At 72.9% G+C, this 24,686-nt stretch carries 20 protein-coding genes; 10 read left to right on the top strand and 10 right to left on the bottom strand.

All coding sequences use genetic code 11. The annotated features are described in order from the left end of the window. Nucleotides 1-145: 145 nt before the first annotated feature. Genes ACN267_RS09745 through mnhG form a run of 6 tightly spaced genes read left to right on the top strand, consistent with a single transcriptional unit; the run spans nucleotide 146 to nucleotide 6,338 of the window. On the top strand, nucleotides 146-2,968 hold the full coding sequence (locus ACN267_RS09745; protein ID WP_421488474.1) for a Na+/H+ antiporter subunit A: 2,823 nt from the start codon (nucleotides 146-148) through the stop codon (nucleotides 2,966-2,968). Then, complete coding sequence (locus tag ACN267_RS09740; RefSeq protein ID WP_281897874.1) at nucleotides 2,965-3,465, top strand: Na(+)/H(+) antiporter subunit C; 501 nt, start codon at nucleotides 2,965-2,967, stop codon at nucleotides 3,463-3,465. Before ACN267_RS09745 ends, ACN267_RS09740 begins: the two co-directional genes overlap by 4 nt. Further along, on the top strand, nucleotides 3,462-5,042 hold the full coding sequence (locus ACN267_RS09735) for a Na+/H+ antiporter subunit D (RefSeq protein WP_204960092.1): 1,581 nt from the start codon (nucleotides 3,462-3,464) through the stop codon (nucleotides 5,040-5,042). Before ACN267_RS09740 ends, ACN267_RS09735 begins: the two co-directional genes overlap by 4 nt. Then, a complete protein-coding gene (locus ACN267_RS09730; protein ID WP_204960090.1) occupies nucleotides 5,039-5,716 on the top strand; it encodes a Na+/H+ antiporter subunit E in 678 nt (225 codons plus the stop codon). Before ACN267_RS09735 ends, ACN267_RS09730 begins: the two co-directional genes overlap by 4 nt. Next, entirely contained in the window at nucleotides 5,713-5,976 is a 264-nt protein-coding gene (locus ACN267_RS09725) for a monovalent cation/H+ antiporter complex subunit F (RefSeq protein ID WP_088645903.1), read from the top strand. The genes ACN267_RS09730 and ACN267_RS09725 overlap by 4 nt, the downstream gene beginning before the upstream one ends. Further along, the gene (gene mnhG, locus ACN267_RS09720) at nucleotides 5,973-6,338 is read left to right on the top strand and encodes a monovalent cation/H(+) antiporter subunit G (protein ID WP_204960088.1); all 366 of its coding nucleotides are present in this window, start codon (nucleotides 5,973-5,975) and stop codon (nucleotides 6,336-6,338) included. The genes ACN267_RS09725 and mnhG overlap by 4 nt, the downstream gene beginning before the upstream one ends. 85 nt (nucleotides 6,339-6,423) lie before the next feature. Here the strand turns inward: mnhG and ACN267_RS09715 are convergent, their stop codons facing one another. Beyond that, a complete protein-coding gene (locus ACN267_RS09715) occupies nucleotides 6,424-6,804 on the bottom strand; it encodes a YccF domain-containing protein (RefSeq protein WP_281897869.1) in 381 nt (126 codons plus the stop codon). 57 nt (nucleotides 6,805-6,861) lie between these two features. Between ACN267_RS09715 and ACN267_RS09710 the strand changes: the two genes are divergently transcribed. Continuing rightward, nucleotides 6,862-7,878 (top strand): methyltransferase, encoded by a 1,017-nt coding sequence (locus tag ACN267_RS09710; protein ID WP_204960085.1) that lies wholly within the window; start codon nucleotides 6,862-6,864, stop codon nucleotides 7,876-7,878. A gap of 46 nt (nucleotides 7,879-7,924) precedes the next feature. On the opposite strand, the gene ACN267_RS09705 is transcribed toward ACN267_RS09710, so the two are convergent. Genes ACN267_RS09705 through ACN267_RS09690 form a run of 4 tightly spaced genes read right to left on the bottom strand, consistent with a single transcriptional unit; the run spans nucleotide 7,925 to nucleotide 12,164 of the window. Next, nucleotides 7,925-8,947 carry a methyltransferase gene (locus ACN267_RS09705; protein WP_421488473.1) on the bottom strand — a complete coding sequence of 341 codons (1,023 nt, stop codon included), beginning with the start codon at nucleotides 8,945-8,947 and terminating at the stop codon, nucleotides 7,925-7,927. After that, on the bottom strand, nucleotides 8,944-10,110 hold the full coding sequence (locus ACN267_RS09700; RefSeq protein ID WP_421488472.1) for an aminotransferase class V-fold PLP-dependent enzyme: 1,167 nt from the start codon (nucleotides 10,108-10,110) through the stop codon (nucleotides 8,944-8,946). The genes ACN267_RS09705 and ACN267_RS09700 overlap by 4 nt, the downstream gene beginning before the upstream one ends. Beyond that, a complete protein-coding gene (locus tag ACN267_RS09695) occupies nucleotides 10,107-11,402 on the bottom strand; it encodes a tryptophan 2,3-dioxygenase family protein (protein ID WP_308447864.1) in 1,296 nt (431 codons plus the stop codon). The genes ACN267_RS09700 and ACN267_RS09695 overlap by 4 nt, the downstream gene beginning before the upstream one ends. A gap of 57 nt (nucleotides 11,403-11,459) precedes the next feature. Next, nucleotides 11,460-12,164: a tryptophan 2,3-dioxygenase family protein gene (locus ACN267_RS09690; RefSeq protein ID WP_204960082.1), complete on the bottom strand. Its 705-nt coding sequence runs from the start codon at nucleotides 12,162-12,164 to the stop codon at nucleotides 11,460-11,462. 443 nt (nucleotides 12,165-12,607) lie between these two features. Between ACN267_RS09690 and ACN267_RS09685 the strand changes: the two genes are divergently transcribed. From ACN267_RS09685 to ACN267_RS09675, 3 genes are all read left to right on the top strand, one after another. After that, nucleotides 12,608-13,168, top strand: a complete 561-nt coding sequence (locus ACN267_RS09685) for a GNAT family N-acetyltransferase (protein ID WP_421488471.1) — start codon at nucleotides 12,608-12,610, stop codon at nucleotides 13,166-13,168. A gap of 103 nt (nucleotides 13,169-13,271) precedes the next feature. Continuing rightward, the gene (locus tag ACN267_RS09680; protein ID WP_421490404.1) at nucleotides 13,272-14,222 is read left to right on the top strand and encodes a siderophore-interacting protein; all 951 of its coding nucleotides are present in this window, start codon (nucleotides 13,272-13,274) and stop codon (nucleotides 14,220-14,222) included. Between the two features lie 193 nt (nucleotides 14,223-14,415). Beyond that, the gene (locus tag ACN267_RS09675) at nucleotides 14,416-15,639 is read left to right on the top strand and encodes a multidrug effflux MFS transporter (RefSeq protein ID WP_204960331.1); all 1,224 of its coding nucleotides are present in this window, start codon (nucleotides 14,416-14,418) and stop codon (nucleotides 15,637-15,639) included. Nucleotides 15,640-15,704: 65 nt separating this feature from the next. Here ACN267_RS09675 and ACN267_RS09670 read toward each other — a convergent pair whose 3' ends face one another. The 5 genes from ACN267_RS09670 to ACN267_RS09650 are packed head-to-tail and all read right to left on the bottom strand — an operon-like array spanning nucleotide 15,705 to nucleotide 24,106. Further along, nucleotides 15,705-17,141: a condensation domain-containing protein gene (locus ACN267_RS09670; protein WP_204960075.1), complete on the bottom strand. Its 1,437-nt coding sequence runs from the start codon at nucleotides 17,139-17,141 to the stop codon at nucleotides 15,705-15,707. A gap of 33 nt (nucleotides 17,142-17,174) precedes the next feature. Continuing rightward, nucleotides 17,175-18,515 (bottom strand): MATE family efflux transporter, encoded by a 1,341-nt coding sequence (locus ACN267_RS09665; protein ID WP_204960073.1) that lies wholly within the window; start codon nucleotides 18,513-18,515, stop codon nucleotides 17,175-17,177. A 22-nt stretch (nucleotides 18,516-18,537) separates the two neighbouring features. Then, a complete protein-coding gene (locus ACN267_RS09660) occupies nucleotides 18,538-22,128 on the bottom strand; it encodes an SDR family NAD(P)-dependent oxidoreductase (RefSeq protein WP_421488470.1) in 3,591 nt (1,196 codons plus the stop codon). A gap of 8 nt (nucleotides 22,129-22,136) precedes the next feature. Further along, the gene (locus ACN267_RS09655; protein WP_204960069.1) at nucleotides 22,137-22,979 is read right to left on the bottom strand and encodes an ACP S-malonyltransferase; all 843 of its coding nucleotides are present in this window, start codon (nucleotides 22,977-22,979) and stop codon (nucleotides 22,137-22,139) included. 11 nt (nucleotides 22,980-22,990) lie between these two features. Beyond that, nucleotides 22,991-24,106 carry an ACP S-malonyltransferase gene (locus ACN267_RS09650; RefSeq protein ID WP_204960067.1) on the bottom strand — a complete coding sequence of 372 codons (1,116 nt, stop codon included), beginning with the start codon at nucleotides 24,104-24,106 and terminating at the stop codon, nucleotides 22,991-22,993. Nucleotides 24,107-24,686 lie beyond the last annotated feature (580 nt).

Raw genomic sequence — 24,686 nt, 5'->3', positions numbered from 1 at the left:
ACCCCACGACAGACCGAACGACCAACCAGGGTGACGCCACCGTCGCGGTGGCCGCGCGACCCGGGGACGCCCGTCCCCGCGCCGCCGGTCCCGCGCAGCCCCGAGCGGGCGGGCGAGACCCGACACCGAACTTCGAGGAGGGTATGTGCTGGTCCTGGTGGCGGTCCACGCACTGGCAGCCGTGGTCGCCCCGGGGCTGGTACGCCGCTTCGGACGCCGGGCGCTCTACGCCGTCGCGCTGGCCCCGGCCGCCACGCTGGTCTGGGCGCTGACCCGTACCGGTGGGGTGCGGTCCGGTGAGCCGGTGGTGGAGACCTGGCCGTGGGTGCCCCGGATCGGCCTGGAACTGGCCCTGCGGATGGGCACCCTGTCCTGGCTGATGGTGGTGCTCGTCGGCGGGGTCGGCGCGCTGGTGCTGGCGTACAGCGCCAGGTACTTCCGCTCCGACGACCCCGGGCTGGGTCGCTTCGCCGCGGTCTTCGTCGCCTTCGCCGGCTCCATGCTCGGCCTGGTCGTCTCCGACGACCTGCTGCTGCTCTACGTCTTCTGGGAACTCACCACCGTCTTCTCGTACCTGCTGATCGGCTACGACCCGGCGAAGCGGGCCAGCCGGCGGGCCGCCATGCAGGCCCTGCTGGTCACCACCCTGGGCGGGCTGGCCATGCTGGCCGGGTTCGTGATGCTCGGCCAGCACGCCGGCAGCTACCGCTGGTCGGTCGTCGCCACCGACCTGCCCGGCGGCGGCTACCTGGTCACCGCGCTGATGCTGATCCTGCTCGGCGCGCTCAGCAAGTCGGCGATCGTGCCGTTCAGCTTCTGGCTGCCCGGTGCGATGGCCGCCCCCACCCCGGTCAGCGCCTACCTGCACGCCGCCGCGATGGTCAAGGCCGGGGTGTTCCTGGTCGCGCTGCTCGGCCCGGCGGTCGCCGACGTCACCGCCTGGCGGGTGGTGCTGCTGTGCACCGGCCTGGCCACCCTTGTGCTCGGCGGCTGGGTGGCGCTGCGCCAGACCGACCTGAAGCTGCTGCTCGCCTACGGCACGGTCAGCCAGCTCGGACTGCTGATGGTGATCCTCGGGGCCGGCACCCGGGACGCCGCACTGGCCGGCGCGGCCATGGTGCTGGCGCACGCCCTGTTCAAGGCCACCCTCTTCCTCGTCGTCGGGATCGTCGACCACACCACCGGCACCCGGGACCTGCACGAACTCAGCGGGCTCGGCCGGCGCGCGCCGGCGTTGGCCGGGGTCGCCGTGCTGGCCGCCGCGTCGATGGCCGGGCTGCCGCCGATGGCCGGGTTCGTCGCCAAGGAGGCCGCCCTCGACGCGTTGCAGCACGGAGGCCCGGCGGACCTGCTGGTGCTGGCGGGGGTGGTGGCCGGCTCGGCCCTGACCGTGGCGTACACGCTGCGGTTCCTGTGGGGGGCGTTCGCCGCCAAGCCCGGTGTCGCGCCGACCGAAGCGCATCCGGCGGGCTTGTCGTTCCTCGCCGCCCCGGCGCTGCTCGCCGTCGCCGGGCTGGTCGTCGGTGTCGCCGCCCCGGCCCTCGACGGGCTGCTCGCCCCGTACGCCGACGGGTTTTCCACCGCCGGGCCGGGTTACCACCTGGCGCTGTGGCACGGCCTGACCCCGGCGCTGGGGCTGTCCGCCCTGGCGGTGGCGGTCGGTGCCGGGCTGTTCCTGCTGCTGCACCGGGGTCGGCTGCGGGCCACCCGGTGGACGCCGCTGGACGGCGCGGCCGGCTACGAACGGCTGGTCGCCGGGGTGGACCGGCTGGCGGTGGAGCTGACCGGCGCGACCCAGCGGGGCTCGCTGCCGTTCTATCTCGGGATCATCCTGCTGGTGCTGGTGCTGCTGCCCGGCGGGGCGCTGCTCACCGGCGGCCCGTGGCCCCGGCAGTTCCGCGCCTGGGACACCCCGTTGCAGGCTGTCGTCGCCGCCCTGGTGATCGTGGCCGCCGTGATGGCCGCCCGCGCGCTGCGCCGGCTCACCGCGATGATCCTGGTCGGGGTCGCCGGCTACGGCACCGCGCTGATGTTCGTCCTGCACGGCGCACCGGACCTGGCGCTGACCCAGTTCCTGGTGGAGACCGTCACCATCGTCATGTTCGTGCTGGTGCTGCGTCGGCTGCCGGTGAAGTTCTCGGCCCGGCCGATCCGCCGCAGCCGGCGCGGCCGGATCGCCCTCGGGGTCGCCGTCGGCGCGGTCGTGTCCGGGATGGCCTGGGTCGCGTCCAGCGGCCGGCTGGCCATCCCGGTCTCCGAGCGGTTCCCCGACGAGGCGGTCTCCTACGGCGGCGGCAAGAACGTGGTCAACGTGACCCTGGTCGACATCCGGGCCTGGGACACCATGGGCGAGATCGCGGTGCTGGTGGTGGCCGCCACCGGGGTGGCCAGCCTGATCTTCCGCCGCTCCCGCGACCTGGACCGGCGCAGCGCCGTCCCCGGCCCGCGACCGGCGACCACCGGCGGGCCGCGCTGGCTGACCGCCGGCTTCGAGGCGCACCGGCACTCGGTGATCCTCCAGGTGGTCACCCGGCTGCTCTTCCACGCCATCGTGCTGTTCTCGGTCTACCTGCTCTTCTCCGGTCACAACGCCCCCGGCGGCGGGTTCGCCGCCGGGCTGGTCGCCGGCCTGGCCCTGGCCGTGCGTTACCTGGCCGGCGGCCGGCGGGAACTCAACGCCGCCGCGCCTGTCGACGCCGGGGCGGTGCTCGGCGCGGGGCTGTTCCTCGCCGTCGGCACCGGCGTGGTGGCGATGCCGCTGGGCGGGGAGTTCCTGCAGAGCGCGGTGCTCGACCTGCACCTGCCCCTGCTCGGCAAGGTCCACTTCGTCTCGTCGGTCTTCTTCGACGTCGGCGTCTACCTGATCGTGGTCGGCCTGGTGCTGGACATCCTGCGCAGCCTCGGCGCCGAGATGGACCGCCAGCAGGAGGACGCCCACGACGACGTACGGGACAAGGAGCTGGTGTGACCCCCAACCTCACCTACATCGTGGTGGTCGGCGTGCTCTTCGCCGCCGGGGTGACCCTGCTGCTGGAACGCAGCCTCACCCGGGTGCTGATGGGCGTCATCCTGCTCGGCAACGGGGCCAACCTGCTGCTGCTCACCGGTGGCCGGGCCGGCGGCCCGCCGATCGTCGGCACCACCGACGCCGACGAGATGAGCGATCCGCTGCCTCAGGCGATGGTGCTCACCGCCATCGTCATCACCCTCGGGATGACCGCGTTCCTGCTGGCGCTGTCGTACCGCAGCTGGCACCTCAACGGCCACGACGAGGTGCAGGACGACGTGGAGGACCGCCGGATCATGGACCTGGCCGACCGGGACGAGGGGCCGGGCACCGACGACGCCGACCAGTCCGACTCCGACGACCAGCCCGACGGCGATGGCCGGCCCGACCCGGACAGCCGGCGGCCTTCGCCGACCTCGGTGGCGGCGGCGGCCGGCGAGCGGGGGAGGGACGCGTGAACTACCTCGTCCCACTGCCGGTGGTGATGCCGCTGCTCGGCGCGGCCCTGACCCTGCTGCTGGCCAGCCGCCCCCGGGCCCAGCGGTGGGTCAGCCTCACCGTGCTCACCGCGACCGTGGCGGTGGCCGCCACCCTGCTCGTCCGCTCCTCGATCGACGGGCCGCTCGTCGTCGAGGTCGGCGGCTGGGTCGCGCCGCTGGGCATCGTGCTCGTCGCCGACCAGCTCGCCGCGCTGATGCTGGTGGTGTCCGCCGCCGTCACCCTCTGCGTGCTGGTGTACTCCATCGGGCAGGGCATGGCCGACGGGCACGAGGACACCCCGCTGTCGGTCTACCACCCCACCTACCTGGTGCTCACCGCCGGGGTGTGCAACGCGTTCCTCTCCGGCGACCTGTTCAACCTCTATGTCGGCTTCGAGATCCTGCTGGTCGCCAGCTACGTGCTGCTCACCCTGGGCAGCACCGAGACCCGCATCCGGGCCGGCACCACGTACGTCGTGGTCAGCCTGCTGTCGTCGCTGATCTTCCTGGTGGCGATCGGGCTGGTCTACTCGGCCACCGGCACCCTCAACCTGGCGCAACTCGTCGACCGGCTCGACGCCCTCCCCGACGACCTGCGGCTGGTGCTGCAGGGGATGCTGCTGCTCGCCTTCGGCATCAAGGCGGCGGTCTTCCCGCTGTCGGCATGGCTGCCCGACAGCTACCCCACCGCGCCCGCGCCGGTCACCGCCGTCTTCGCCGGCCTGCTCACCAAGGTCGGCGTGTACGCCATCATCCGCACCGAGACGCTGCTGTTCCCCGGCGGCCGGACGGCCGACCTGCTGCTGGTGGTGGCGGCCCTGACCATGCTGGTCGGCATCCTCGGCGCGGTCGCCCAGTCCGACATCAAACGACTGCTGTCGTTCACCCTGATCAGCCACATCGGCTACATGCTGTTCGGGGTGGGGCTCAGCTCGTCGCTCGGGCTGGCCGCCGCGATCTTCTACGTGGTGCACCACATCACCATCCAGACCACCCTGTTCCTCGCCGCCGGTCTGGTCGAACGCCGGGGCGGCAGCACCGCGCTGGACCGCCTCGGCGGGCTGGCCCGGCTGTCGCCGCTGCTCGCCGTGCTGTTCTTCGTGCCCGCGCTGAACCTGGCCGGCATCCCCCCGTTCTCCGGTTTCCTGGGCAAGCTCGGCCTGGTCCAGGCCGGGGTGGACGACGGCGGCCCGCTGGCCTGGGTGCTGGTCGCCGGCGGGTTGCTGACCAGCCTGCTCACCCTGTACGCGATCGCCCGGGTGTGGAACCTGGCGTTCTGGCGTCGCCCGCATCCGGACATGCCCGAACCGCAGGACAGCGTGCACACCGTGCGCACCGACGGGGTGGAGCAGCCCTACCGGGGGCCGGACCGCGACGCCCACCCGGGCGCGATGCTGCCCCGCCTGATGATCGCGCCGACGGTCGCCCTGGTGGTGCTGGGGTTGGCGTTGACCGTGGTCGCCGGGCCGCTGTTCGACATCAGCTCCGACGCCGCGGACGACCTGCTGCGGCGCACCCCGTACGTCGAGGCCGTCTACCCCGGGGGGACCCCGTGAGCCACGATCCGCCGCCGCAGCGCCCCCCGGACCGGTCGCCGCCGCCCGGGGAACCGTCGCCGCCGCTTCCCGGGGGTGGGCCGGCCCCGGATCATCCCGAGGACCGGCCGCTGACCCGGGCGGCCCGCCGCCGCAACCGGGCCGTCGCGATGATCGTCCTGGTCACCGTCTGGGTGCTGCTCTGGGGGACGCTGAGCTGGGCCAACGTGCTCGGCGGGCTGGTCGTGGGGCTGGTGGTGCTGACCGTCTTCCCGCTACCCCCGGTCACCTTCACCGGGCGGGTGCACCCGGTGCCGCTGCTGCGGTTCGCGCTGCGGTTCTTGCGTGACCTGGTGGTGGCCAGCGTGCAGATCGCGGCCCTGGCGCTGCGGTTCGGGCACCCCCCGCTGGGCGCGATCATCGCGGTGCGGCTGCGGGTCCGCTCCGACCTCAACCTGACCCTGACCGCCGAGGCGCTGTCCCTGGTGCCGGGCAGCCTCATCGTCGAGGTCGACCGGGACGCCGGCATCCTCTACGTCCACGTGCTCGGGGTACGCGACCGCGCCGAGGTCGAACGCTTCCGCGACGGCGTGCTGGAGCTGGAGGCCCGGTTGATCGCGGCGATCGGTTCGGCGCAGGAGCAACGGCTGGTCCGGGAGCACACACCGTCCACCCTGGAAGGGAGTTCGAGATGACCGCTGTCGCCGTGATCGTCACCGTGCTGCTGGCGGTGGCCGGTGCGCTCACCCTCACCCGGATCGTCAGGGGGCCGTCGGTGCTCGACCGGGCGGTCGCCACCGACGTGCTGCTGGCGATCGTGGTGGCCGCGGTGGCGACCGAGGCCGCCTACAGCCGGGACGCTACCGCGCTGCCGATCCTGGTGGTGCTGGCCATCCTCGGTTTCGTCGGTTCGGTCAGCGTCGCCCGCTTCGCCACCCGCCGGGACGACAGGTGAGCGTCGACGCGGTGCTGGACGTGGTGGCCGCGGTCTGTCTGCTGGGCGGCGCGCTGCTCAGCCTCGCCGCCGGGGTCGCCCTGGTCCGCTTCCCCGACCTGCTGTCGCGGATGCACGCCGCCGCCAAGCCGCAGGTGCTCGGCCTGCTGCTGGTGCTGCTCGGCTGCGCTCTGCGGCTGCGGACCGGGGTGGACGTCACCACGCTGGTGCTGGTCGGGGCGTTCCAGCTGGCCACCGCGCCGGTCGCCGCGCACATGATCGGTCGGGCCGGCTACCCGCACGACCGGATCCGCACCGACCTGCTGGTCACCGACGAACTCGCCGCCCACCTCGACCGGCTGCACGCCGACCGGCGGCCCTGACCGGCGTACCCCCGACCGTCGCGGCCGTGGTGCCCCCGGACGACGCCGGATCGTCGCGGTCCGGGCCGGGGGCGACGCCGCGGGGTCAGGGGGCCTCGACGACCTCCCGGCCGAGCGGCCAGAACGCCGCCGGGACGAGCTTGAAGTTGGCGATGCCGAACGGGATGCCGATGATCGTGACGCAGAGCGCGATCCCGGCGAGCAGATGGGACAGCGCCAGCCACCAGCCGGCCAGCAGCACCCACAGCACGTTCGCCAGCCCGGACGGCACGCCGGCCCCCGGCTTGGTGACCAGGGTACGGCCGAACGGCCACAGCGAGTACGACGCCAGCCGCAGCGACGCCACCCCGAACGGGATGGTGATGATGAGGACGAAGCAGACCACCGCCGCGACGAAGTAGCCGAGCGCCAGCACGATTCCGCCGCCGAGGATGAGCCACAGCAGGTTCAGGACGAAGCGAATCATTACTCCATAGTGACCGGCGCGTGCCACCGCGTCACCGTTCCATGATCTGATGTTCCCATGATCACTCCCACTCCTCTCATGCACCTCGTCGCCGGCGTCTGGGGCTTCAAGACCCTCGCCGTCGGCGTCGAGTTCGGCCTGTTCACCCGGCTGGCCGGCGGACGGACCGTCACCGTGGCGCAGGCCGCCGCCGAGTTCGGGCTCGACGAACGCCCCGCCGACCTGCTGCTGTCGGCCAGCGCGTCGCTGGGGCTGCTGGAGCGGGCCGGCGACGGCTACCGCAACTCCGCGCTGGCCGAGCAGTTCCTGGTCGAGGGGCAGCCGTACTACTTCGGCGCCCAGGTGCGCTATTCCGACCTGCGCACCTACCTGCCCTGGCACCGGGTGGGCGAGGCGCTGCGCGGCAACCGGCCGCTCACCTGGGACCCGCAGCAGCAGGACTCGCTGTTCGACACCACCGACCCGGAGCTGGTGGCCCAGTTCTGGGACGCCATGTTCGCCACCTCCCGGTTCACCGCCCGCGCCCTGGCCGACGCGTACGACTTCGGCGCGCACCGGCGGCTGCTCGACGTCGGCGGCGGCGCGGGGGCGTTCCCGATCGAGTTCTGCCTGCGGCTGCCGCAGCTGCGGGCGACGATCCTGGACCTGCCGCACGTGTGCGTACGGGCCGGGGAGCGGATCGCGGAGGCCGGCCTGACCGACCGGATCGGCACGGTCGCCGGTGACTTCCTCGCCGACCCGGCCCTGCCCGACGGGCACGACGTGATCCTGCTCAGCATGATCCTGCACGACTGGGACGAACCAACCAACCGGGCGCTGCTGGCCAAGTGTTTCGCCGCGCTGCCGCCCGGCGGGGTGATCGTCATCAGTGAGCTGCTGCTCAACGACGAGCGCACCGGCCCGCCGGAGGCCGCCCTGATGGGCATGAACATGCTCGTCGAGACCGAGGGCGGCAAGAACTACTCCGGTGCGGAGTACCGGGCCTGGCTGACCGACGTCGGCTTCGTCGACGTGCGTACGGTGCCGTTCGAAGCCCCCGGGGCGAACGGCGCGGTGCTGGCCCGCCGCCCCTGACCGGCCCGGCCGGCGGGCCAGCACGGTCCGCCGGCCCGGCCGCCGGTCACCCCGGCTTGTACGCGGTGACCAGTTCCCACCCGCCGGGCAGCACCCCTACCCGGGTGAAACCGACCTCGGCGAGCAGCCCGGTGTAGAACTCGACCTCCCGCAGCCGGCTGACGCAGCTGTCCACCCCGATCAGGAAGTAGCTCCAGAAGAACTGCACGGCCAGCCGGTCCGGGGTGCGGAACTCCTCGGCGATGACCAGCAGCCCGCCCGGCTCCAGTGCCGCGTACGCCTGCTCGACCAGGCGGCGGGCGACGTCGTTCGGCCAGTCGTGCAGCACCCGGACGAACGCCATCGCGTCGTAGCCCGTCGGCAGCGGCCCGGCCAGGAAGTCGCCGTCGACGAAGCCCAACCGGTCGGGATGCCCCCGGTCGACCCGGGTGGCCGCCACCAGGGGCGCCACCGCCGGTAGGTTGAACACGTCGGCCCGCAGGCCGTCGGCGGTGTCGAGGATGTGCGCGGCGAGCGTGCCGTCGCCACCGCCGACGTCCAGCAGGCGTCGCCGGTCCGACCAGAGCCGGTCGGCGTGCCGGCGCAGCGTCTCGATCACCGGGCCGAGCCCGGCGGCCATGCTGCGTTCGAAGTCGGCGGTCTGCGCGTCGGTCTTCGGCGGCCAGGCGAAGTCGTCGTCGGTCATGCCGACCTCGCCACGCAGGCTCTCGGCGAGCCGGCCGTGCAGCAGCCGCCACGGGTAGCGGTCCCGGTCCCGTTCGATCGCGTCCGGGCCGACCACCGCCAGCACGGCGTCGCGCAGCCCCGGCACCGCCCGGTAGCTGGCCCCGGCGATGTCGTCGTCGGGTTCGTGGCGGGTGACGCAGCCGAGGCTCTCCAGGCAGTCGAGGAACTTGTAGAGCCGCAGCGGGCGCACCCCGAACCGGTCGGCCAGCGCGTCCAGGCGTACCGGACCGGGTTCCAGCGCGTCGAGCAGGCCGAGGGTCAGCGCGGTCTCCAGCACGTCGACGGCCTTGGGACCGTTGACGAGCAGGCTCATCAGCGCCCGGGGGGACAGGGTGACGCTCACCGGCCCAGTTCCTCGGTCAGCGCGTCCATGAACGTGTCGACCTCGTCGAGGGTGTTGTAGACGTGCGGCCCGACCCGCAGCCAGCCCCGCCAGCTACAGATCATGTTCCGCGCGGCCAGCCGCCGCTTGACCTCCTCGCCGTCGGGGACGTCCAGGCAGACCACCCCGCCCCGGCGGTCCGGGTCGGTGGGGCTGACCACGGTGATGTCGGCCGCCGCCGCCCGGTCCAGGACCCGCTGGGTCAGCGCCAGCGAGTGCGCCCGGATCGCCCCGATCCCGACGCCCGCCAGCAGGTCCAGGCCGACCTGGGAGATCAGCGAGGTCAACGGGTACGGCGTGCCACCGGCGAAGCGTTGCGCCCCCGCCGCCCACCCGGTCGACACCCGGAAGGTCAACGCCCGGTCGCCGGCCTGCCACCCGGTAGCCGCCGGTGCCAGCCGCTCGACCAGGTCGGGGCGGACGTAGAGGAAGGCCGTGCCGGCCCCGCACAGCCACTTGTGCGCGCCGCCGAGGACGATGTCGACGCCGAGCGCGGTCACGTCCAGCGGGACCGCCCCGACGGTCTGGAACGCGTCCACCACCACCAGCGCGCCGACGTCGTGGGCGCGGGCCACCAGCCGGGCCAGGTCGACGGTGGCCCCGGAGGAGAAACTCGCATGGGGTACGCACACCAGCAGCGTCCGCTCGTCGATGCGGGCTTCGAGGGCGTCCTCGTCGAACCGGGGTCCGCCGGTGCCGACCACGTCTAGCCGTGCGCCGTAGCGGCCGAACGCGGTGCCGATGAACGGCACCGTCGGGTACTCCAGGTCGGTGGTGACGATCCGGTCGCGCGGCGGACGGTAGTCGAAGCAGGACAGCACCCGGGCCAGCAGGGTGCTCAGGTTCGCGTCGGTGACCACGCTGCCCGGGGGCGCGCCGAGCAGCGCGGCGACCGAGTCGGCGTACCGGTCGAGGCCGACGTGCCAGCCCTGCCACACGTCGTCGCGCCAGTCGCGCAGGGTCGCCCAGTAGTCGGCGAGCACCCGTTCGACCCCCCGGGGTGTCGCGCCGGTGGAGTTGTTGTTCAGGTAGACGCAGGTTTCCAGCACCGGGAACTCGGCGCGCAGGGCGGCGTGTGCGGTGCTGTCCAGGCAATGCGCCGGGTGGGTTGCGGGTGCGCTCACTCGCAGCAGCCTCCGATCGGTTCGGTCCGGGGTGGACGGTTCTCGGTGGACACGGTGGTGAAGACCGGGACGGCGCGGACGGCCGCCAGGTAGGGGGTGCCCTCGGTGTAGCCGGTGCCGGCGCGGGCGCCGAGCATCCGGATCGCCAACCGGTGGTGGGTGCGACGCCAGGTCAGCACCGCCTCGGCGAAGGCGGCCATCTGCTGCCGTACCAGGTCGAGGTCGGGCCCGCGCAGCGATCCGGCGTGGACCGCCGCGCGGTAGGCCCGGTCGATCGACGGCTGGCCGGCCCGCACCACCTCGCGTACCTCAGGCACCGACAGGTACGCGGCGGAGTCCAACCGCTCCGCCTCCGGTGTTCGGCACAGCGACTCCATGATCTTGTACGAGCGGGACTGGATGGCGCTGGCCCCCTCGGTGTACTCGCGGAAGGTCCGGAACGCCGCCGGTTGCATGGTGGCCAGCAGGGAGAACAGCCCGCCGGCACCGCTGATCAGCTCCCTGGCGTACGCCAGCCGGCTGGCGGCCGGGCGGGGCCGGCCCGTGTCCAACGCGACGATCGCGCCCCACAGTTCCTCGGCGACCCCGGCGAAGACGCACTCGTACGCCTGGAGCACCCGGATGAACAGGTACTCGTCGTGGGAGACGTAGACCGGCAGCATGCTCAACCGCAGGGCGCGTTCCCGGCCGGGGTCGCGGCCGGTGACGGCGAGCCGGTGCAGCGCCACCGCTGCCGCGACCGGGTCCTGCCCGGTGCCCGCCCCGGCGTGACCGAGCCGGGCCAGGGCCGCCGCGACGGCGCGTACCCCGAGCCGGCACCGCTTGGCCGCCAGCGCCGGGCCCGGCCGCTGCTCGGGGAGCAGGTCGATGGCGTCGGTCGAGGCGGCCAGTTCGAAGGCGAGGGCGTCGGCGACGAGGTCGACCAGGAGCCTGTCGCGTTCCCACCGCCCGCTGCCCGGCCCGGCCCGGTCGACCTCGTCGGCCGCCCGCCCGACCGGTCCGGTCTCCGGGGACGCGGTGGGCAGGGGGAGCAGGGGCAGGGCCAGGTAGCTGCGGTAGTCGTATCGGGCGTCCCACTTGTCGAGCGCCACGTCGAGGAAGGCGGACAACTCGCGGGCGGGGGTGGCCCGGGCGTTCACCCGGGCGCGGGCCTGGTCCAGCTGGACGAGAAGTTGCTTTTTGACGAAGTGTTTACCGACGCGATGAAATTCGGTGACCACTGCATGGTAGGGAAATTGCTCGGGATCGGCCGTACCGGACGACCAGCTCGTCAGCTCATGCACGAACCGCACCTCGGAGGGGTATGTGTCAGGGGGAGCGCCGACGATTTCTTCGAGTGGCGCGGCTCGTCATGCCTCGGTGGTGCCCGAATGCGCCGACACCGGGACGCCGACGCCCGCCCGGCCCGGATGCAGCTCGGGAAAGAACCGGTGCCCGAGGAGCTTGGCGAGCACGGTCGCCGCGCTGCCCGGGGTGCCGCCGGGGGCGTGCCCGCCGACCTGTAGGGCGACCTCGTAGTGACGCGCCCGCCACCGGTGGACCTGTTCGTCCCAGGCGATCATCGCGGTGGCGAGCCGCCGGGTCGGGTCGTCCGGGGCCAGCGCGTCGAGCCGGCCGCCCCGGGTGGCGAGGTGCCCGGCGAAGGCCCGGCCGAGCTGTCGGCTCACCGTCGCGGCCTGCCGCCAGCCGGGCGACTCGGCGCCGGATCCGTTGCCCAGTGCGGGTTGCATCGTCTGGAAGTCGACAGGCGACAGGTGCCGGAACATCTCCAACTGGTCGGTGACCAGCCGCACCGCGAGCGTCGCGCGGGCCAGCAGCGCCGCCGCCCCGGCCGGGTCGGCGGCCCCGGTCCGCCCGACGGCGGCGGTCAGCTCGGCCCCGGCCAGCTTCAGCCACAGCTCGGCGGACTGGTGCACCACCTGGAAGAGCAGCTCGTCGCGGTGGAGCACCTCCTCCGGGCGGCGTTGCAGGGCGAGCAGCTCGTCGGTGCGCATGTAACGGGCGTAGTCCGTGGAGCCGTCGCCCGGCAGCACCGGTGACTGGTCACGTTTCACGGCTGTCCCTTCGGTAAACGCCGGCGCGCACCGGGATCGGCACTCGACAACGGCAATTATTCAACGACGAACAGCAATGTGTCACCCCCTGTTCCACAAATAGTGAGCATCGGCCTGCCGAGCGAAAGTCCGCCTTTGCCGCCGGGCATGGGTGTGCTAACAGAACAAATTACGTGAGTCAATACCGGGGGATGCCTGACGCGTCACAGGTGTGACCGCCCTGGATGCGGTGGCCGATCGCCGGTGGTCGGGCGCGGTATTCCGGTGTCGCCGTTGCGGTGTCGCCGTCGGCGCGCGGGGGCTTGCGGCGGGAAGATTGCTCCGGGTGCTCATTTGCGTACTTTCCGAAGTTGTGGTGAGGTCTGCCTGACTCGTCGCCGACGGTGTCGTTTCGACAGCGAAAAGTGACGGCCTGGTCGGGCCCGTCGCCCGGAAGGAGTGCCATGACCACCACGCCGACCTCCACCTCGTGCCGGGTCGACGGGTTCGGAGAGGTGTCCATCCGGCCGGTGGACCCCGACCGGGACGTCGCGGTGATCCACGACTGGGTGACCCGGGAGCGGTCCCGGTTCTGGGGCATGGGCGGGGCCAGCCGGGAGCGGGTCCGGGAGATCTACGCGTACCTCGACTCACTGACCACCCACCATGCCTACCTGGTCCACCGCAACGGCCGGCCGGCGGCGCTGTTCCAGACCTACGAGCCGGCGGCCGACCCGGTCGGCCGCTGCTACGACGTACGCCCCGGTGACTTCGGCATCCACCTGCTCATCGGCCCGCCGGACGGTGGGCGGGAGCCCGGCTTCACCGGGGTGCTCCTCGACGTCTTTCTGGCGTTCGTGCTGGCCGACCCGACCCGGCTGCGGATCGTGGCCGAGCCGGACGCCCGCAACGCCCGCGCCATCGACCGGCTGGTCCGCGCCGGCTTCGTGCCGGGGCCGGAGATCGACCTGCCGGAGAAGCGGGCCCGGCTGCTCTTCCTCGACCGCGCCACCCGGGCCCGCTGACCAGGGTCGGGGCTGCCCGGTCGGGTGGCGACGTGCCCCGAACGGGGGGTGGGTGACCCGGGTCGCCATTCATCTTCCTGGTTAGGTTAGCCTCGCCTATGTGATTGGTGATCGAGTTCGCCCGGCAGGGGAGCGGCACCGCCCCACCGGCACCGCGACCCTGCCCGTCGCCCCCTGGCGGCTGTTCGACGTGCAGGTACGCGCGGCGCGTCGGCTCAGCCCGTCGTTCCTGCGGGTCACCTTCACCGGCCCGGACCTCGACCGGTTCGCCGACAACGGGTACGACCAGCGGATCAAGCTGGTGCTGCCGCTGCCCGGCCGGCCCGGTGTCCACCTGCCCGGCGGCGACGACTGGTACACCCACTGGCGCGCCCTGCCCGAGCAGGAGCGCTGCCCGATCCGCACGTACACCGTCCGGGCGGTCCGGCCGCACCTGGCCGAGGTGGACGTGGACCTGGTGCTGCACGGCGACCACGGCCCGGCCGGCCGGTGGGCGCTGCGGGTCCGCCCCGGCGACGAGGCCGGTCTGCTCGGACCCGACGCCGGCTACGACGGCGAGCACGGCGGCATCGAGTTCCGCCCGCCGCCCGCCGGCCGCCTGCTGCTGGCCGGTGACGAGACCGCCGTGCCCGCGATCAGCGCCATCCTGGAACGCCTGCCCCTCGACGCCCGGGGCGAGGTGCTGCTGGAGGTGCCGGACCCGGCCGACGTCCTGCCGGTGTCCGCCCCACCCGGCGTCACCGTCAGCTGGCTGGCCCGTGCCGGCGGCGGACACGGCAGCCGGCTGCTGCCCGCCGTGGCCGCGGCGGCACAGCGGCTGCTGACCCGCACCGCCACGGTGCCCGCCGCAGCGGTCGTCGACGTCGACGTCGACGTGGCCCCGCTGTGGGAGGTGCCGACCCCGACCGTGCCCGTGCCCGTCTACGCCTGGCTGGCCGGGGAGGCCGGTGTCATCCGCGCCCTGCGCCGGCACCTCGTCGCCGAGCGGGGCATGGACCGTCACGCCGTCGCCTTCATGGGGTACTGGCGGCAGGGGCGCGTGGACCCGGCCTGAGCCGTGACCATCGGCTGTGACCCGCGTTACCTCTCGGTGGAGCGGGAATCAGACCAGCGGGTCCGGATTTGAAGCCAGGTGTGACAGTCGTACCGTCTCACGCCCGGCCGCACCACGACCGGGCGGAGCTTCCCCGATGACCGACCTCGCCCACGACCGGCTGGCCAAGGTCGCGCCGACGCCCGGAGACCTGATGACCCGCCGGCAGCGGGTCCGGCTCGTCCTCGTCCTCGGCTCGCTGATCGCCATCGGCCCGCTGACCATCGACATGTACCTGCCGGCGCTGCCCGCCATCGCCGCCGACCTGATGACCACCTCGGCGGCGGTCCAGCTGACCCTCACCGGCACGCTGGCCGGGCTCGCCCTCGGTCAACTGCTGATCGGGCCGCTCTCCGACGCCGTCGGCCGCCGGGGCCCACTGATCGCCGGCCTCGCCCTGCACGTCGTGGCGTCGGCGCTCTGCGTCGTCGCCCAGCACATCGTCGTCCTCGGCGCGCTGCGGGTGGTGCAGGGCCTCGGTGTCGCCGCCGCCACGGTGGTCGCGATGGCGGTGCTGCGGGACCTGTTCAGCGGCACCGCCTTCGCCACCCTGCTGTCCCGGCTGCTGCTGGTGATGGGCGCCGCCCCCGTCCTCGCCCCGACCCTCGGCGGCGGGGTGCTGCGCTGGACCGACTGGCGGGGTGTCTTCGTGACCCTGGCCGTCTTCGGTGTGCTGCTCGTCGTGGTCGCCGTGATCGGCCTGCCCGAGACCCTGCCCGCCGAGCGCCGCCAACGCGGCGGCGCGTGGTCGACCGTGAGCCTGTACGGCTCGCTGCTGCGCGACCGGACCTTCGTGGGGCTGGTCGTGGTCGCCGGGCTGGCCATGGCGGCGCTGTTCGCGTACGTGGCCGGCTCGTCGTTCGTCCTCCAGGAGAGGTACGGGCTCGACGAGCAGCAGTTCGGACTGGCGTTCGGGGCGGGCGCGGTGGGCCTGATCGGCGCCGCCCAGTACAACGTACGGCTGCTGCGCCGCTACTCGCCGCAGCGCATCCTGGTCACCTCGCTGAGCATCGGGACCCTGGCCGGGCTGGCCCTGCTGGCCTTCGCCGCGACCGGGTTCGGTGGGCTGCCCGCCCTGCTGGTGACGCTGTGGGTGGTGCTCGCGGCGGCCGGACTGGCGATGCCCAACGCCCCGGCGCTGGCGCTGTCCCGCCACGGTGAGGCCGCCGGCACCGCCTCGGCCCTGCTCGGCGCGGTGCAGTTCGGCGTCGGCGCGGTGGCCGCCCCGATGGTGGGGGTGCTGGGCAACGGCGCGGTGGCGATGGCGCTGGTCGTGGCCGGGGGCATGGTGGCGGCGCTGGCGGTGCTGTTCCTCGTGGTCCGCCCGTCGCGGCTCGCCGACCTGGAACCGCCCTCGGCGGTCGTCGTCGTGCACTGACGAGGATCGGCCGGACCGGTCGCCCCGTTGCCCGGTCGCGAACGAGGCGGTCGGGGCGGGGACGGTCACGGGGTGTGCGGAGGGCCGGGGACCTCGCAGAGCCGGTGGCTGTCGAAGATCTCCGTCACCCGGCGCAGGCTGACGTCGTCCCGGGCCAGTTCGACGGCGACCTGCTCCACGGCGTACAGGAAACCCCTGATGTCGGCGGGGGCGAGCAGGGCGGTGTCGGCCATCAGCGACAGGTGGATCCGCTCGGCGGTGCCGCTCGCGTCGACGTACAACGGCATCGCCTCGGCGGCGGCCCGCTGCGGCCACGCGAAGGTGGTCGTCGCGGCCAGCCCGGCCAACACCTGCGGGTCCGGCACCGGGCCGGCGGGTCGCGGTTGCAGCGACCACCTGTCGTTGAACTGCCCGCCGACCGGCAGGGGCCGCCCGGCGGCCTCGGCGGCGGCGCGGGCCACCTGAGCGGCGGCCCGGCCGTCGTGGCGGGCGTGCCGCATCGCCGCCCCCATCGCGGCACGGGCGTGCCCGACCAGGTCACCGACGCTGTCGCCGGAGACCTCCATGGCGGTACGGACCGCCTGGTTGAGGCTGGTCACGGTGTATCGCAGCTCCGGTTCCACCCGGTTGCTCTGCATGATGTCCAGCGGATAGACCGGCGTGGCGCAGAACGTGCGCACCAGCGCGTTGACGACGGCCAGCAGGGTGACCGAGGTGGTGGTGCGCAGCCGTCGGGCGGCCAGCCGCAGGGCCACGGCGGCGGCGTCGGAGGCGAGTTCACCGCGCCAGTACCGGGGGCCGGCCGGGGTGACCCGCCCGGGCAGCGGATCCGCCGGCAGGCGGCGGAGCTGCTGACGCAGGTGCGCCAGCGCGTCGACGTTGAGGCGTTGCCCGTCCGGGGAGCGTTCGAAGACGGCCAGGTCGACCGGCTGCACCGCCGGTCGGGGCGGCGGCGGGGCGTCGCCGTCGGTCCTGGCCCGCAGCAGCGCGGCCAACTCGGCGGCCAGCAGATCCGCGCCGAGGTGGTCCGCCGCCAGGTGGGACACGGCGAACATCAGCAGCACGGGGATGCCCTCGTGGGTGGCGACCGCGAACCGGATCGGCAGCTCGGTGTCGTGGGCGAACGGCCGGGTGCCGGCCCGGCCCAGACAGTCGGTGACGATGTCGGCGAAGCTGACCGGGTCACCGTCGGGCCGGTCCACGACCTCGACCTCGACCACGCCCTCGCCGAGGACGTGCTGGCTGCCCTGGCCGTCGACCCCCGGCGGGAAGAGCGTCCGCAGCGACTCGTGCCGCTGGAGCAGGTGGGAGAGCTGCGCCAGCACGTCGTCGACCTCCAGCAGCAGGGGTACGTCCAGCCACCGGGTCAGCACGAAGAACGGCTTCATCTCCGGCAGCCACTGTCGCAGGACGTCCCAGGTGCCCTGCTGGCCCCAGGTCAGGTGGGCGGTCCGGCTGCGGCCCGCGTGGAACGTCACCTCGGCGGTGCGGTGCGTGATCAATGGGGGTCCTCACGGGCGGGGATGGGCGGGGCATCAGGTCGCGGCGGGCACCGCCGCCGGCGCGGGCCGGACGAACAGCACCCGTCGCAGGCAGAACACGCTGTAGGTCAGCCCGGCCGTCCAACTGGCCACCACCGCCCACATCACGGCGTCGATGCCGAACGGTCCGTTGAGCAGCCAGGCGAACGGGATCTGTACGGCGACGAAGGCGATGAGCGTGCAGATCAGCGGCGCGGTCGTCCGGCCGGCACCGTTGAGGTAGCCGTGGATGACCACCATGGCGGTGTAGAGGAGCAGGAACGGATAGATGATCGTCAGGTAGCGTCCGGTCAGCTCCCGGGTGGCCGGATCGTCGGTGAACAGCGCGGCGAGCGGGGCGCGGGCGACCAGCACCACCCCGGCGACCAGCACCGACAGCACGGCCGTCAACCGCAGCGTGCGCAGCAGCCCCGTGCGGGCCCGGGCCAGCTCCCCCGCGCCGAGGTTCTGCGCGGCGAAGGCGGTCACCGCCCCCGAGAAGTCGAGGAACAGGATGCCGGTGAACAACTCGATCCGGGAGACGATCGTGAACGCGGCGAGGACCACCTCCCCGTAGGACTGGATGATCCCGACCAGCACCATGATCCCGACGGCGAGCACGATGTGCTGACTGGCCAGGGGCAGGCCCAGCCGGGCGGCGTCGACGAGTTCCCGGCGCAGGGCCGGCCGTGGCCCGCCGCGCCGCACCGGATGGGCGCGCGCCGCCCAGACCAGCCCGACCACCAGGGCCACCGTGCTGGCCACGGCGGTGGCCAACGCCGCGCCGACCACACCCCCGTCGAGGACGGCGACGAAGACCAGCACCAGGACGACGTTGGCGATGCTGCCGACGCCCTGCACCCACATCGCCGACCGGGAGTCACCCAGCCCACGGAAGTAGGCGCTGACCGCGGCGCTGCCGAAGATCCCGGGGAAGCCGAGCGCCAGGGTGCCGAAGAACCGGGCCGAGTCGGCGGCGAGCCGCCCGTCGATGCCCATCACCGCCAGCGCCGGATCGACCAGCAGCGTCGCCAGGATCACACAACCGACGGACCAGACGACCGTGAGCAGGGTGAGGGCGGCGACCACGTCGCGGCGACGGTCGACCTGCTGGCCGCCGGTCAGGTGGGCCAACCGGATGGTGAACGCCGTGCCGAGCCCGATGAACATGGCGTTGAGCAGATAGAACAGGGGCCCGCAGGCGCCCACCACGGCCAGCCCCTCGACTCCGACGTAACGGCCGACGACGACGCTGTCGACCAGCAGGTAGCCCTGTTGCAGCAGGTTCGCCGCGGTCAGCGGCAGGGCGAAGCCGACGATGCGCCGCAGCGCCGGCCCGGTAGTCATGTCCGACATGCCACCCTCCGATCGGTGTCGTTCAGGAGGCGGTTTCCGCGAAGGCGACCAGGTCCTCGACGTGGTACGCGATCTCGGCGACGGTCCGGTCGGCGAGCAGGTCCGCGACGTCGTACTGCACGTCGTGCCGGACGGCGATGGTGTTGGCCACCGAGGCGGCCATGATGGAGTCGCCGCCCAGGTCGAAGAAATCCGCCTCGATGTCGAGCGTTGGATAGCCGAAGGCGAGGGCGAGACACTGCGCGACGGACCGCTCGACGTCGGTGTACCCGCCCTCCGGCCGGCCCGCCAACTCGACGCCCACCGCGTCGACGGTGGCCCTGATCTTGTCGGCGGCCTGTCGCAGCCGCTGCTCCAACGCCTGCATCTCCTTCTCGACCTTCGCGTCGATTTCGGTGGAGAGCCGTACGTCGTAGGAACGCAGCAGGTGGATCAGCTCCCCCCGGTAGTGCAGCTCCCCGGCGAACAGTCGGGACCGGCCGGAGCGTAGGCCCGCGTCGAGGACGTCCAGCGCGACCCGGGTGGGCAGGGCCCGGAACATGGTGTCGCCGCTGGTGCCGTGGTCGACGGCCATGCCGATCTCCTTCCACGCGACCCAGTCCAGCGCGATCACGTGGGTCGGCCCGCCGGCCCGGCTGCGGGCCACGTTGTCCAGGTAGTAGTTGGCCGCCGCGTAGTCGGCCTGGCCGGGGGCGGGGAACACCGAGGCCACCGACGAGAAGTGCACGACGAAGTCCGGCCGGTCGTCGCCGGTGAGCTGGTCGAGCAGGAACGCGGCGTGCAGCTTCGCCCGGACCACCGCGTCGAAGTCGGCGAGGTCCCGGAACATGACGGTGCTGCCACCGGGTAGTCCGGCGGCGTGCACGATGCCGTCGATGCGGCCGTGTTCGTCCCGGACGTCGGCCACCGCGGCGGCCAGCGCGTCCGGGTCACCGGCGTCGGCGGCCACCACCCGCACCCGCGCGCCGAGTTCCTCCAGCTCCCGCACCGCGCGTACCCGTGTCGCGCGGGCGTCGCCGGCCGGCGCGGCCAGCAGCTCCCGCCACTGGTCGCGGGGCGGCAGACCGGAGCGGCTGAGCAGCACCAGGGTCACGTCGGGCTGCCGGGTGGCGAACGCGTGGGCGACGGCCAGGCCGAGCGCGCCGGTGCCGCCGGTGATCAGGTAGGTGCCGCCCGGCCGCAGGTAGCTCTGCGGACCGTCGGTGTCGACCTGCGGCACCTCCACGAAGACCTCGTGCAGGCGTCGCCCGTCGCGCCACAGGAACACCCCGTGTTCGGGGGAGAGGATCTCCGCCCGGACCGCGTCGGGCGACACACCCGGGTCGACGTCGAGGTGGGTGACCCCGAGGTACGGGTACTCCCGGCCGATCACCTTGCCGAAGCCGACCAGCGCGCCGTTCTCCACCACCACGTCGGGTTCCCCGTCGTGGGCGCAGACCGCGCGTCGGGTGAGCACCGTCAGCTCCAGCTTGACGCCGGCCGCCATCAACGCCTTGGTCAGCTGGAACAGGCTGTGCAGGTTCTTGCCGGTCCGCAGGTCGAGTCCGGCGAGGTCGGCGGCGGGGTTGGCGTCGAAGCCGAGCGCGTGCACCAGGTGGGTGACGCCGTCGTCGTCGACCAGCTGGGCGATCTCGGCGAAGGACTCCACCGAGCGGGCGTCGAAGGGCGCGCCGCCGGGGCGTACCGGCTCGCCGAGCCGCAGCACCCGCAGGTCGTCCAGTCCGGCCGCGGCGAGCAACCGCCCGGCGTCGGTGTCCGGGTCGACCAGGGCCAGCACCCGTGCCCCGGACGTCGCCGGGACCGGGTCGGGGGCGGGGGCGAACACGACGTCGTGGGTGACCGGGTGCTCCTCCTCGACGGTGCCCAGGGACAGCTGCGCCCGCCAGGTGTCGGGGAACTGCACCCACGCGGGGGTGGTGTCGAAGGCGTACCCGGGAAGCCTGACGATCCGGCGGTTGCCGTCGGCGAGTCGACGCCAGTCCACCGGCGCGCCGGCCAGGTAGCGGCGGGCCTCGTCGCCCAGCGGGCCGTCCGGCGGCGGCGACGCCCCGTCGGCCAGCGAGGCGACCAGTTGCCGGCGCAGGTCGGCGACGTCGTGGACGACGAACGCCGCCCGGTGCCGGTGCCCGCTGCGCGAGACCTGGCTGGTGTGGCAGACGTCGGCGATGTCGACGCCGTCGAGGCCGGCGGCGTCGATGAACCGCACGTACCGCTCGCCGAGGCGGACCAGGGACTTCAGGGTGGCCGCGCTGAGGGTGAACAGGAACGGCCCCGGGCCGGCGGGGGCCGCCGGTGCCTGCGCGACGTACTCCTCCAGCACGACGTGGGCGTTGGTGCCACCGAGGCCGAAGGCGCTGACCCCGCAGCGGCGTGGGCCGTCGGGGGACTCCCACGGCCGCAGGCTGGTGGAGACGTACAGCGGCCCGGCGGCGAAGTCGAGCTTCGGGTTGGGGTTCTTGAAGTTGGCCTGCGGCGGGATCATCCGGTTGCGCAGCACCGCGATGGCCTTGATCAGGCCGATCACCCCGGAGCCCTCGAACAGGTGCCCCACGTTGGCCTTGACGGTGCCGACCGCGCAGAACCCCCGGTCGCCGGTGTACCTGGCGAAGGCGCGTTTCATCCCCTCGTGCTCGATCGGGTCACCGACCCGGGTGGCGGTGCCGTGGGCCTCCAGGTAGCCGAGGGTACGGGGGTTGACGCCCGCGTTGCGCCAGGCGGCGTCGAGCAGGTCGGCCTGCGAGTCGGAGTCGGGGTTGGTGATGCCCTCGGTGTTGCCGTCGTGGTTGACCGCGCTGCCCTTGATCACCGCGTAGATCCGGTCGCCGTCCGCGAGCGCCTGCGACATCCGCTTGAGCACGACCGCACCGGACCCCTCGCCGAAGCCGGTGCCGTCGGCGGCCTCGTCGAAGGTGCGGGTGACCCCGTCGGAGGACTCGATGCCGATGTTGGAGTGCGGGTGCTTGACGGGGGAGAAGACGATCCGGGCGCCGCCGACCACCGCCATCTCGCAGTCGCCGGCGAGCAGCGCGTTCTTGGCCTGGTGCACGGCGACCAGGGTGGCCGAGCAGGCGGTGTCCACCACCAGGCTCGGGCCGCGCAGATCCAGCAGGTGCGACAGCCGGTTCGCCAGCATCGCCGGGATGTTGCCGGTGATGGCCTGTTGGCCGTTGTTCGGGTCGACCCGGCAGATGTAGTCCAGATAGGTCGAGCCGGGGTTGACCGCGAAACCGACGAACACCCCCGTCCGGCTGCCGCGGAGCCGGTCGAAACCGTATCCGGCGTCCTCGAAGGCGAGGAACATGGCCCGCATGACCATTCGGTGGTGCGGGTCGGTCAGCGTGGCCTGCCGGGGATTCATTCCGAACACGGTGTGGTCGAAGGTGTCGACCTCGTCGAGGAAACAACCGTTGTGGTATTCGACGTCCGGCTCGTTCACCGGTTCGATGCTCGTCGCCCGGAGATATTTGATGTATTCGGCCAGTTTTTCCCGGCGGTTCGTGGGAAACGGTCGGGTGAGACTCGCCCCGGAACTGATGATCTGCCAGAAGGTGTCGAGGTCGTCGGCCCCGGGCACCTCGACCGACAGGCCGACGACCGCGATATCCGTGTCCATGCGGTGAATCACCTCTCCGCGATGCGGGTGAGAAATGCGCTGAGGGTCTTGCCGTTGACCTCGTCGAACCCGGTGACGCCGGCCGCGCGCAGGGTGGTGACCGCCCGGACCCACTCCACGGGGGTGGACAGCTGCCGGGCGAGCAGTTCGGCGGCGCGGTCGGTGTCGAAGACGTCCCCGGTGACCCCGGAGACCACGGGGGTGTGCCCGGGGGCGAAGTCGCAGCCGTCCAGGACGGCCCGGAACCGTTGCTCCGCCGCCGCCATCAGCGGGGTGTGGAAGGGGCCGCTGACGTTGAGCGGGACGACCCGGGCCCCGGGCAGCGCGCCGATCGCCTTGGCGGCGACGGCCAGTTCGGCGCGGTCCCCGGCGATCGTGCTCTGGGTGTCGGCGTTGAGGTTCGCCACGAACACCCGGGGCAGGCCGGTCTCGGTCAACGCCCGCCTGACGAACGACACCGGCAGGCCCTGCACCGCCGACATGCCCCCGCCGGTGACCTGGGACATCAGCTCGGCTCGCCGGTCGACCAGCCGCAGGGCGACGTCGAGGTCGAGCACCCCGGCCGCGACCAGCGCGTTGTACTCGCCGAGGCTGTGGCCGGCGAAGTACCGGTAGTGCCCGGGTCGTTCGGTGATCACCTGCTGCGCGAGCAGGGCGTTGACGAAGAACACCGCGGGCTGGGCGTAACGGGTGTCGCGCAGGCGTCGGTGCGGGTCCCGGGTGCACAGCTCCTCGATGGACCAGCCGAGGATCTCGTCGGCCCTGGCGGTGGCCTCGGGGAACAGGCCGAACAGGTCGGCGCCCATCCCGCGGCGCTGCACCCCCTGGCCCGGGAACAGTAGACAGTGCACGTGGTGTCCTTTCACGGTCGCCGGGAGGCTCGTCGGATCGACTCGAAGCGCAGCGTCCGGCCGCCGAGGCACTCCCTGGTGAACCGGCGGGCGGCGGGGCCGGGGCCACAGTCCAGCACGGTGGTGATGCCGGCGTCGGTGACGGCGTGGACGCTGGCGGTCGCCCAGTCGACCGGGCGGACCAGCACCTGCTCGACGAACTCGTCGAGCAGGTCGGCGTCGGGCGGCAGGGTCCGGGGGGCGTCCGCCGCGTACACGGGTATCCGTAGCTCACCGGCGGCGGGCAGGGGGCCGACGAAGGTCCGGTCCCGGCGTACCTGGTCGGCGGCGGCGGCCAGGTGCGGGCTGTGGAACGGCAGGGTGTTGGTGAGGAACGTCCACGTCGCCGCGCCGCCGCGGAACACCGCCTCGTGGTGGGCGTGGAAGTGCAGCAGGTCCTCGGTGTGCCCGCTGAGCACGCCGGTGGTGGGGGTGTTGACCAGGCCGACCGCTACCGACCGGCCGGTGTCGCGCCGGTAGCGGTCGACCAGGGCGGCGAGATCCGCCCGGGAGGGGCCGCTGACCAGCGCCATCGGTCCGGGTCGCTGCCGTGGGTCGCCGGTGGTGGCGTACTGCTCGGTCAGCTCGGTGGGCACCTGGCGGCCGGTGGTGGCCTGGTGCCCCCGGGCGAGGCTCAACGCGACCAGCTTGAGCGAGGTCTCGGCCAGGGCGAGGAAGGCGTCCGTCCGCTTCGGCCGCAGGCCGGCGACGATGGCCGCCTGGAGCCCGATGCTGTGTCCGATGGCGGCGGTGACGGTGTCGAGGGCGGCCCGCCGGGGTTGCAGGTCGCACAGCTGGATCAGGTGGACGCAGATCCCGGCGACGACCGAGTCGTCGGTGCCGGTGGGCGGCGCGGTGGCGGGGGCGGTCAACCACCGGCGCAGCCGGCTCCCGGCGGGGACGACCGGTTCGGGTACGGGGCCCAGATGCTCCCGCAGGTCGTCGAGGGCCCGGAACATGCGGTCGAAGAAGAGTGCGTTCTCCGGTTGCGCGTGCAGCGTGCCGAGGAGGGGGAGCAGGTTTCCCTGGTGGCCACCTATTCCGTCGAAAAGAGCCAGGGTGCGCCAGGAAGGGGTGAGTATTTCCACGGGGATTCCTTGTGGGTCGGGTGGAATACGTGCGCGGTTGACCCGACACGACGGGCAGCGGAAAGACTGCGTCGATTGCCGACGGCTGGCGGCTGATTCTGGCGGTGTTTATCTCGTCGGTGGAACTTGCACCGGGAACAATATGCGACCCATCGCGCATGGTCAATAGCTCGGTCGTGCGGTGCGAACCGCCTGCCGGTGAACGGCCGTTTTTGCAGCTCAGTCGGCTTTGTGTGGCCCGAGGTGACCCGGTGTGACGAAACAATTGTCAGGCAGGAGTGTTTTGTCCGGCCGGTTCTTGTATGTGTGGCGAACCCCGTACGAATTTAACTGTCGCGTCACCGTTCATAAACGTGGTTGTGCCTACGGTGACCGGTTTCCGGGGTGCGCGGGCGGGCCGGCCCGCCCGCCGGGGGTGCGGGCCGGGGGCGCAGACGACGAACGGGGCGGGCCCGAAGGCCCGCCCCGCCGCTTGTTGGCGACTACCAGAGGATTTGAACCCCTAGACCACATCTGCAATCCGCAACCGCGCTAAGTGGCAGTCACCGAAAGCGTAGGCCCGGCTACCGGGCCGACGCAG

Origin of the sequence: Micromonospora sp. WMMD734, assembly GCF_049178975.1 — a bacterium.
GTDB classification, from domain to species: domain Bacteria; phylum Actinomycetota; class Actinomycetes; order Mycobacteriales; family Micromonosporaceae; genus Micromonospora; species Micromonospora wenchangensis.
This window is presented reverse-complemented; position numbering and strand designations above follow the sequence as displayed.

Excerpts from the sequence above, each read along its gene's own strand:
- ACN267_RS09715 (WP_281897869.1), bottom strand. The coding sequence starts at position 6,804 with ATGATTCGCTTCGTCCTGAACCTGCTGTGGCTCATCCTCGGCGGCGGA.
- ACN267_RS09685 (WP_421488471.1), top strand. The coding sequence starts at position 12,608 with ATGACCACCACGCCGACCTCCACCTCGTGCCGGGTCGACGGGTTCGGA.
- ACN267_RS09675 (WP_204960331.1), top strand. The coding sequence starts at position 14,416 with ATGACCCGCCGGCAGCGGGTCCGGCTCGTCCTCGTCCTCGGCTCGCTG.
- ACN267_RS09660 (WP_421488470.1), bottom strand. The coding sequence starts at position 22,128 with ATGGACACGGATATCGCGGTCGTCGGCCTGTCGGTCGAGGTGCCCGGG.
- ACN267_RS09725 (WP_088645903.1), top strand. The coding sequence starts at position 5,713 with ATGACCGCTGTCGCCGTGATCGTCACCGTGCTGCTGGCGGTGGCCGGT.
- ACN267_RS09710 (WP_204960085.1), top strand. The coding sequence starts at position 6,862 with ATGATCACTCCCACTCCTCTCATGCACCTCGTCGCCGGCGTCTGGGGC.
- ACN267_RS09665 (WP_204960073.1), bottom strand. The coding sequence starts at position 18,515 with ATGTCGGACATGACTACCGGGCCGGCGCTGCGGCGCATCGTCGGCTTC.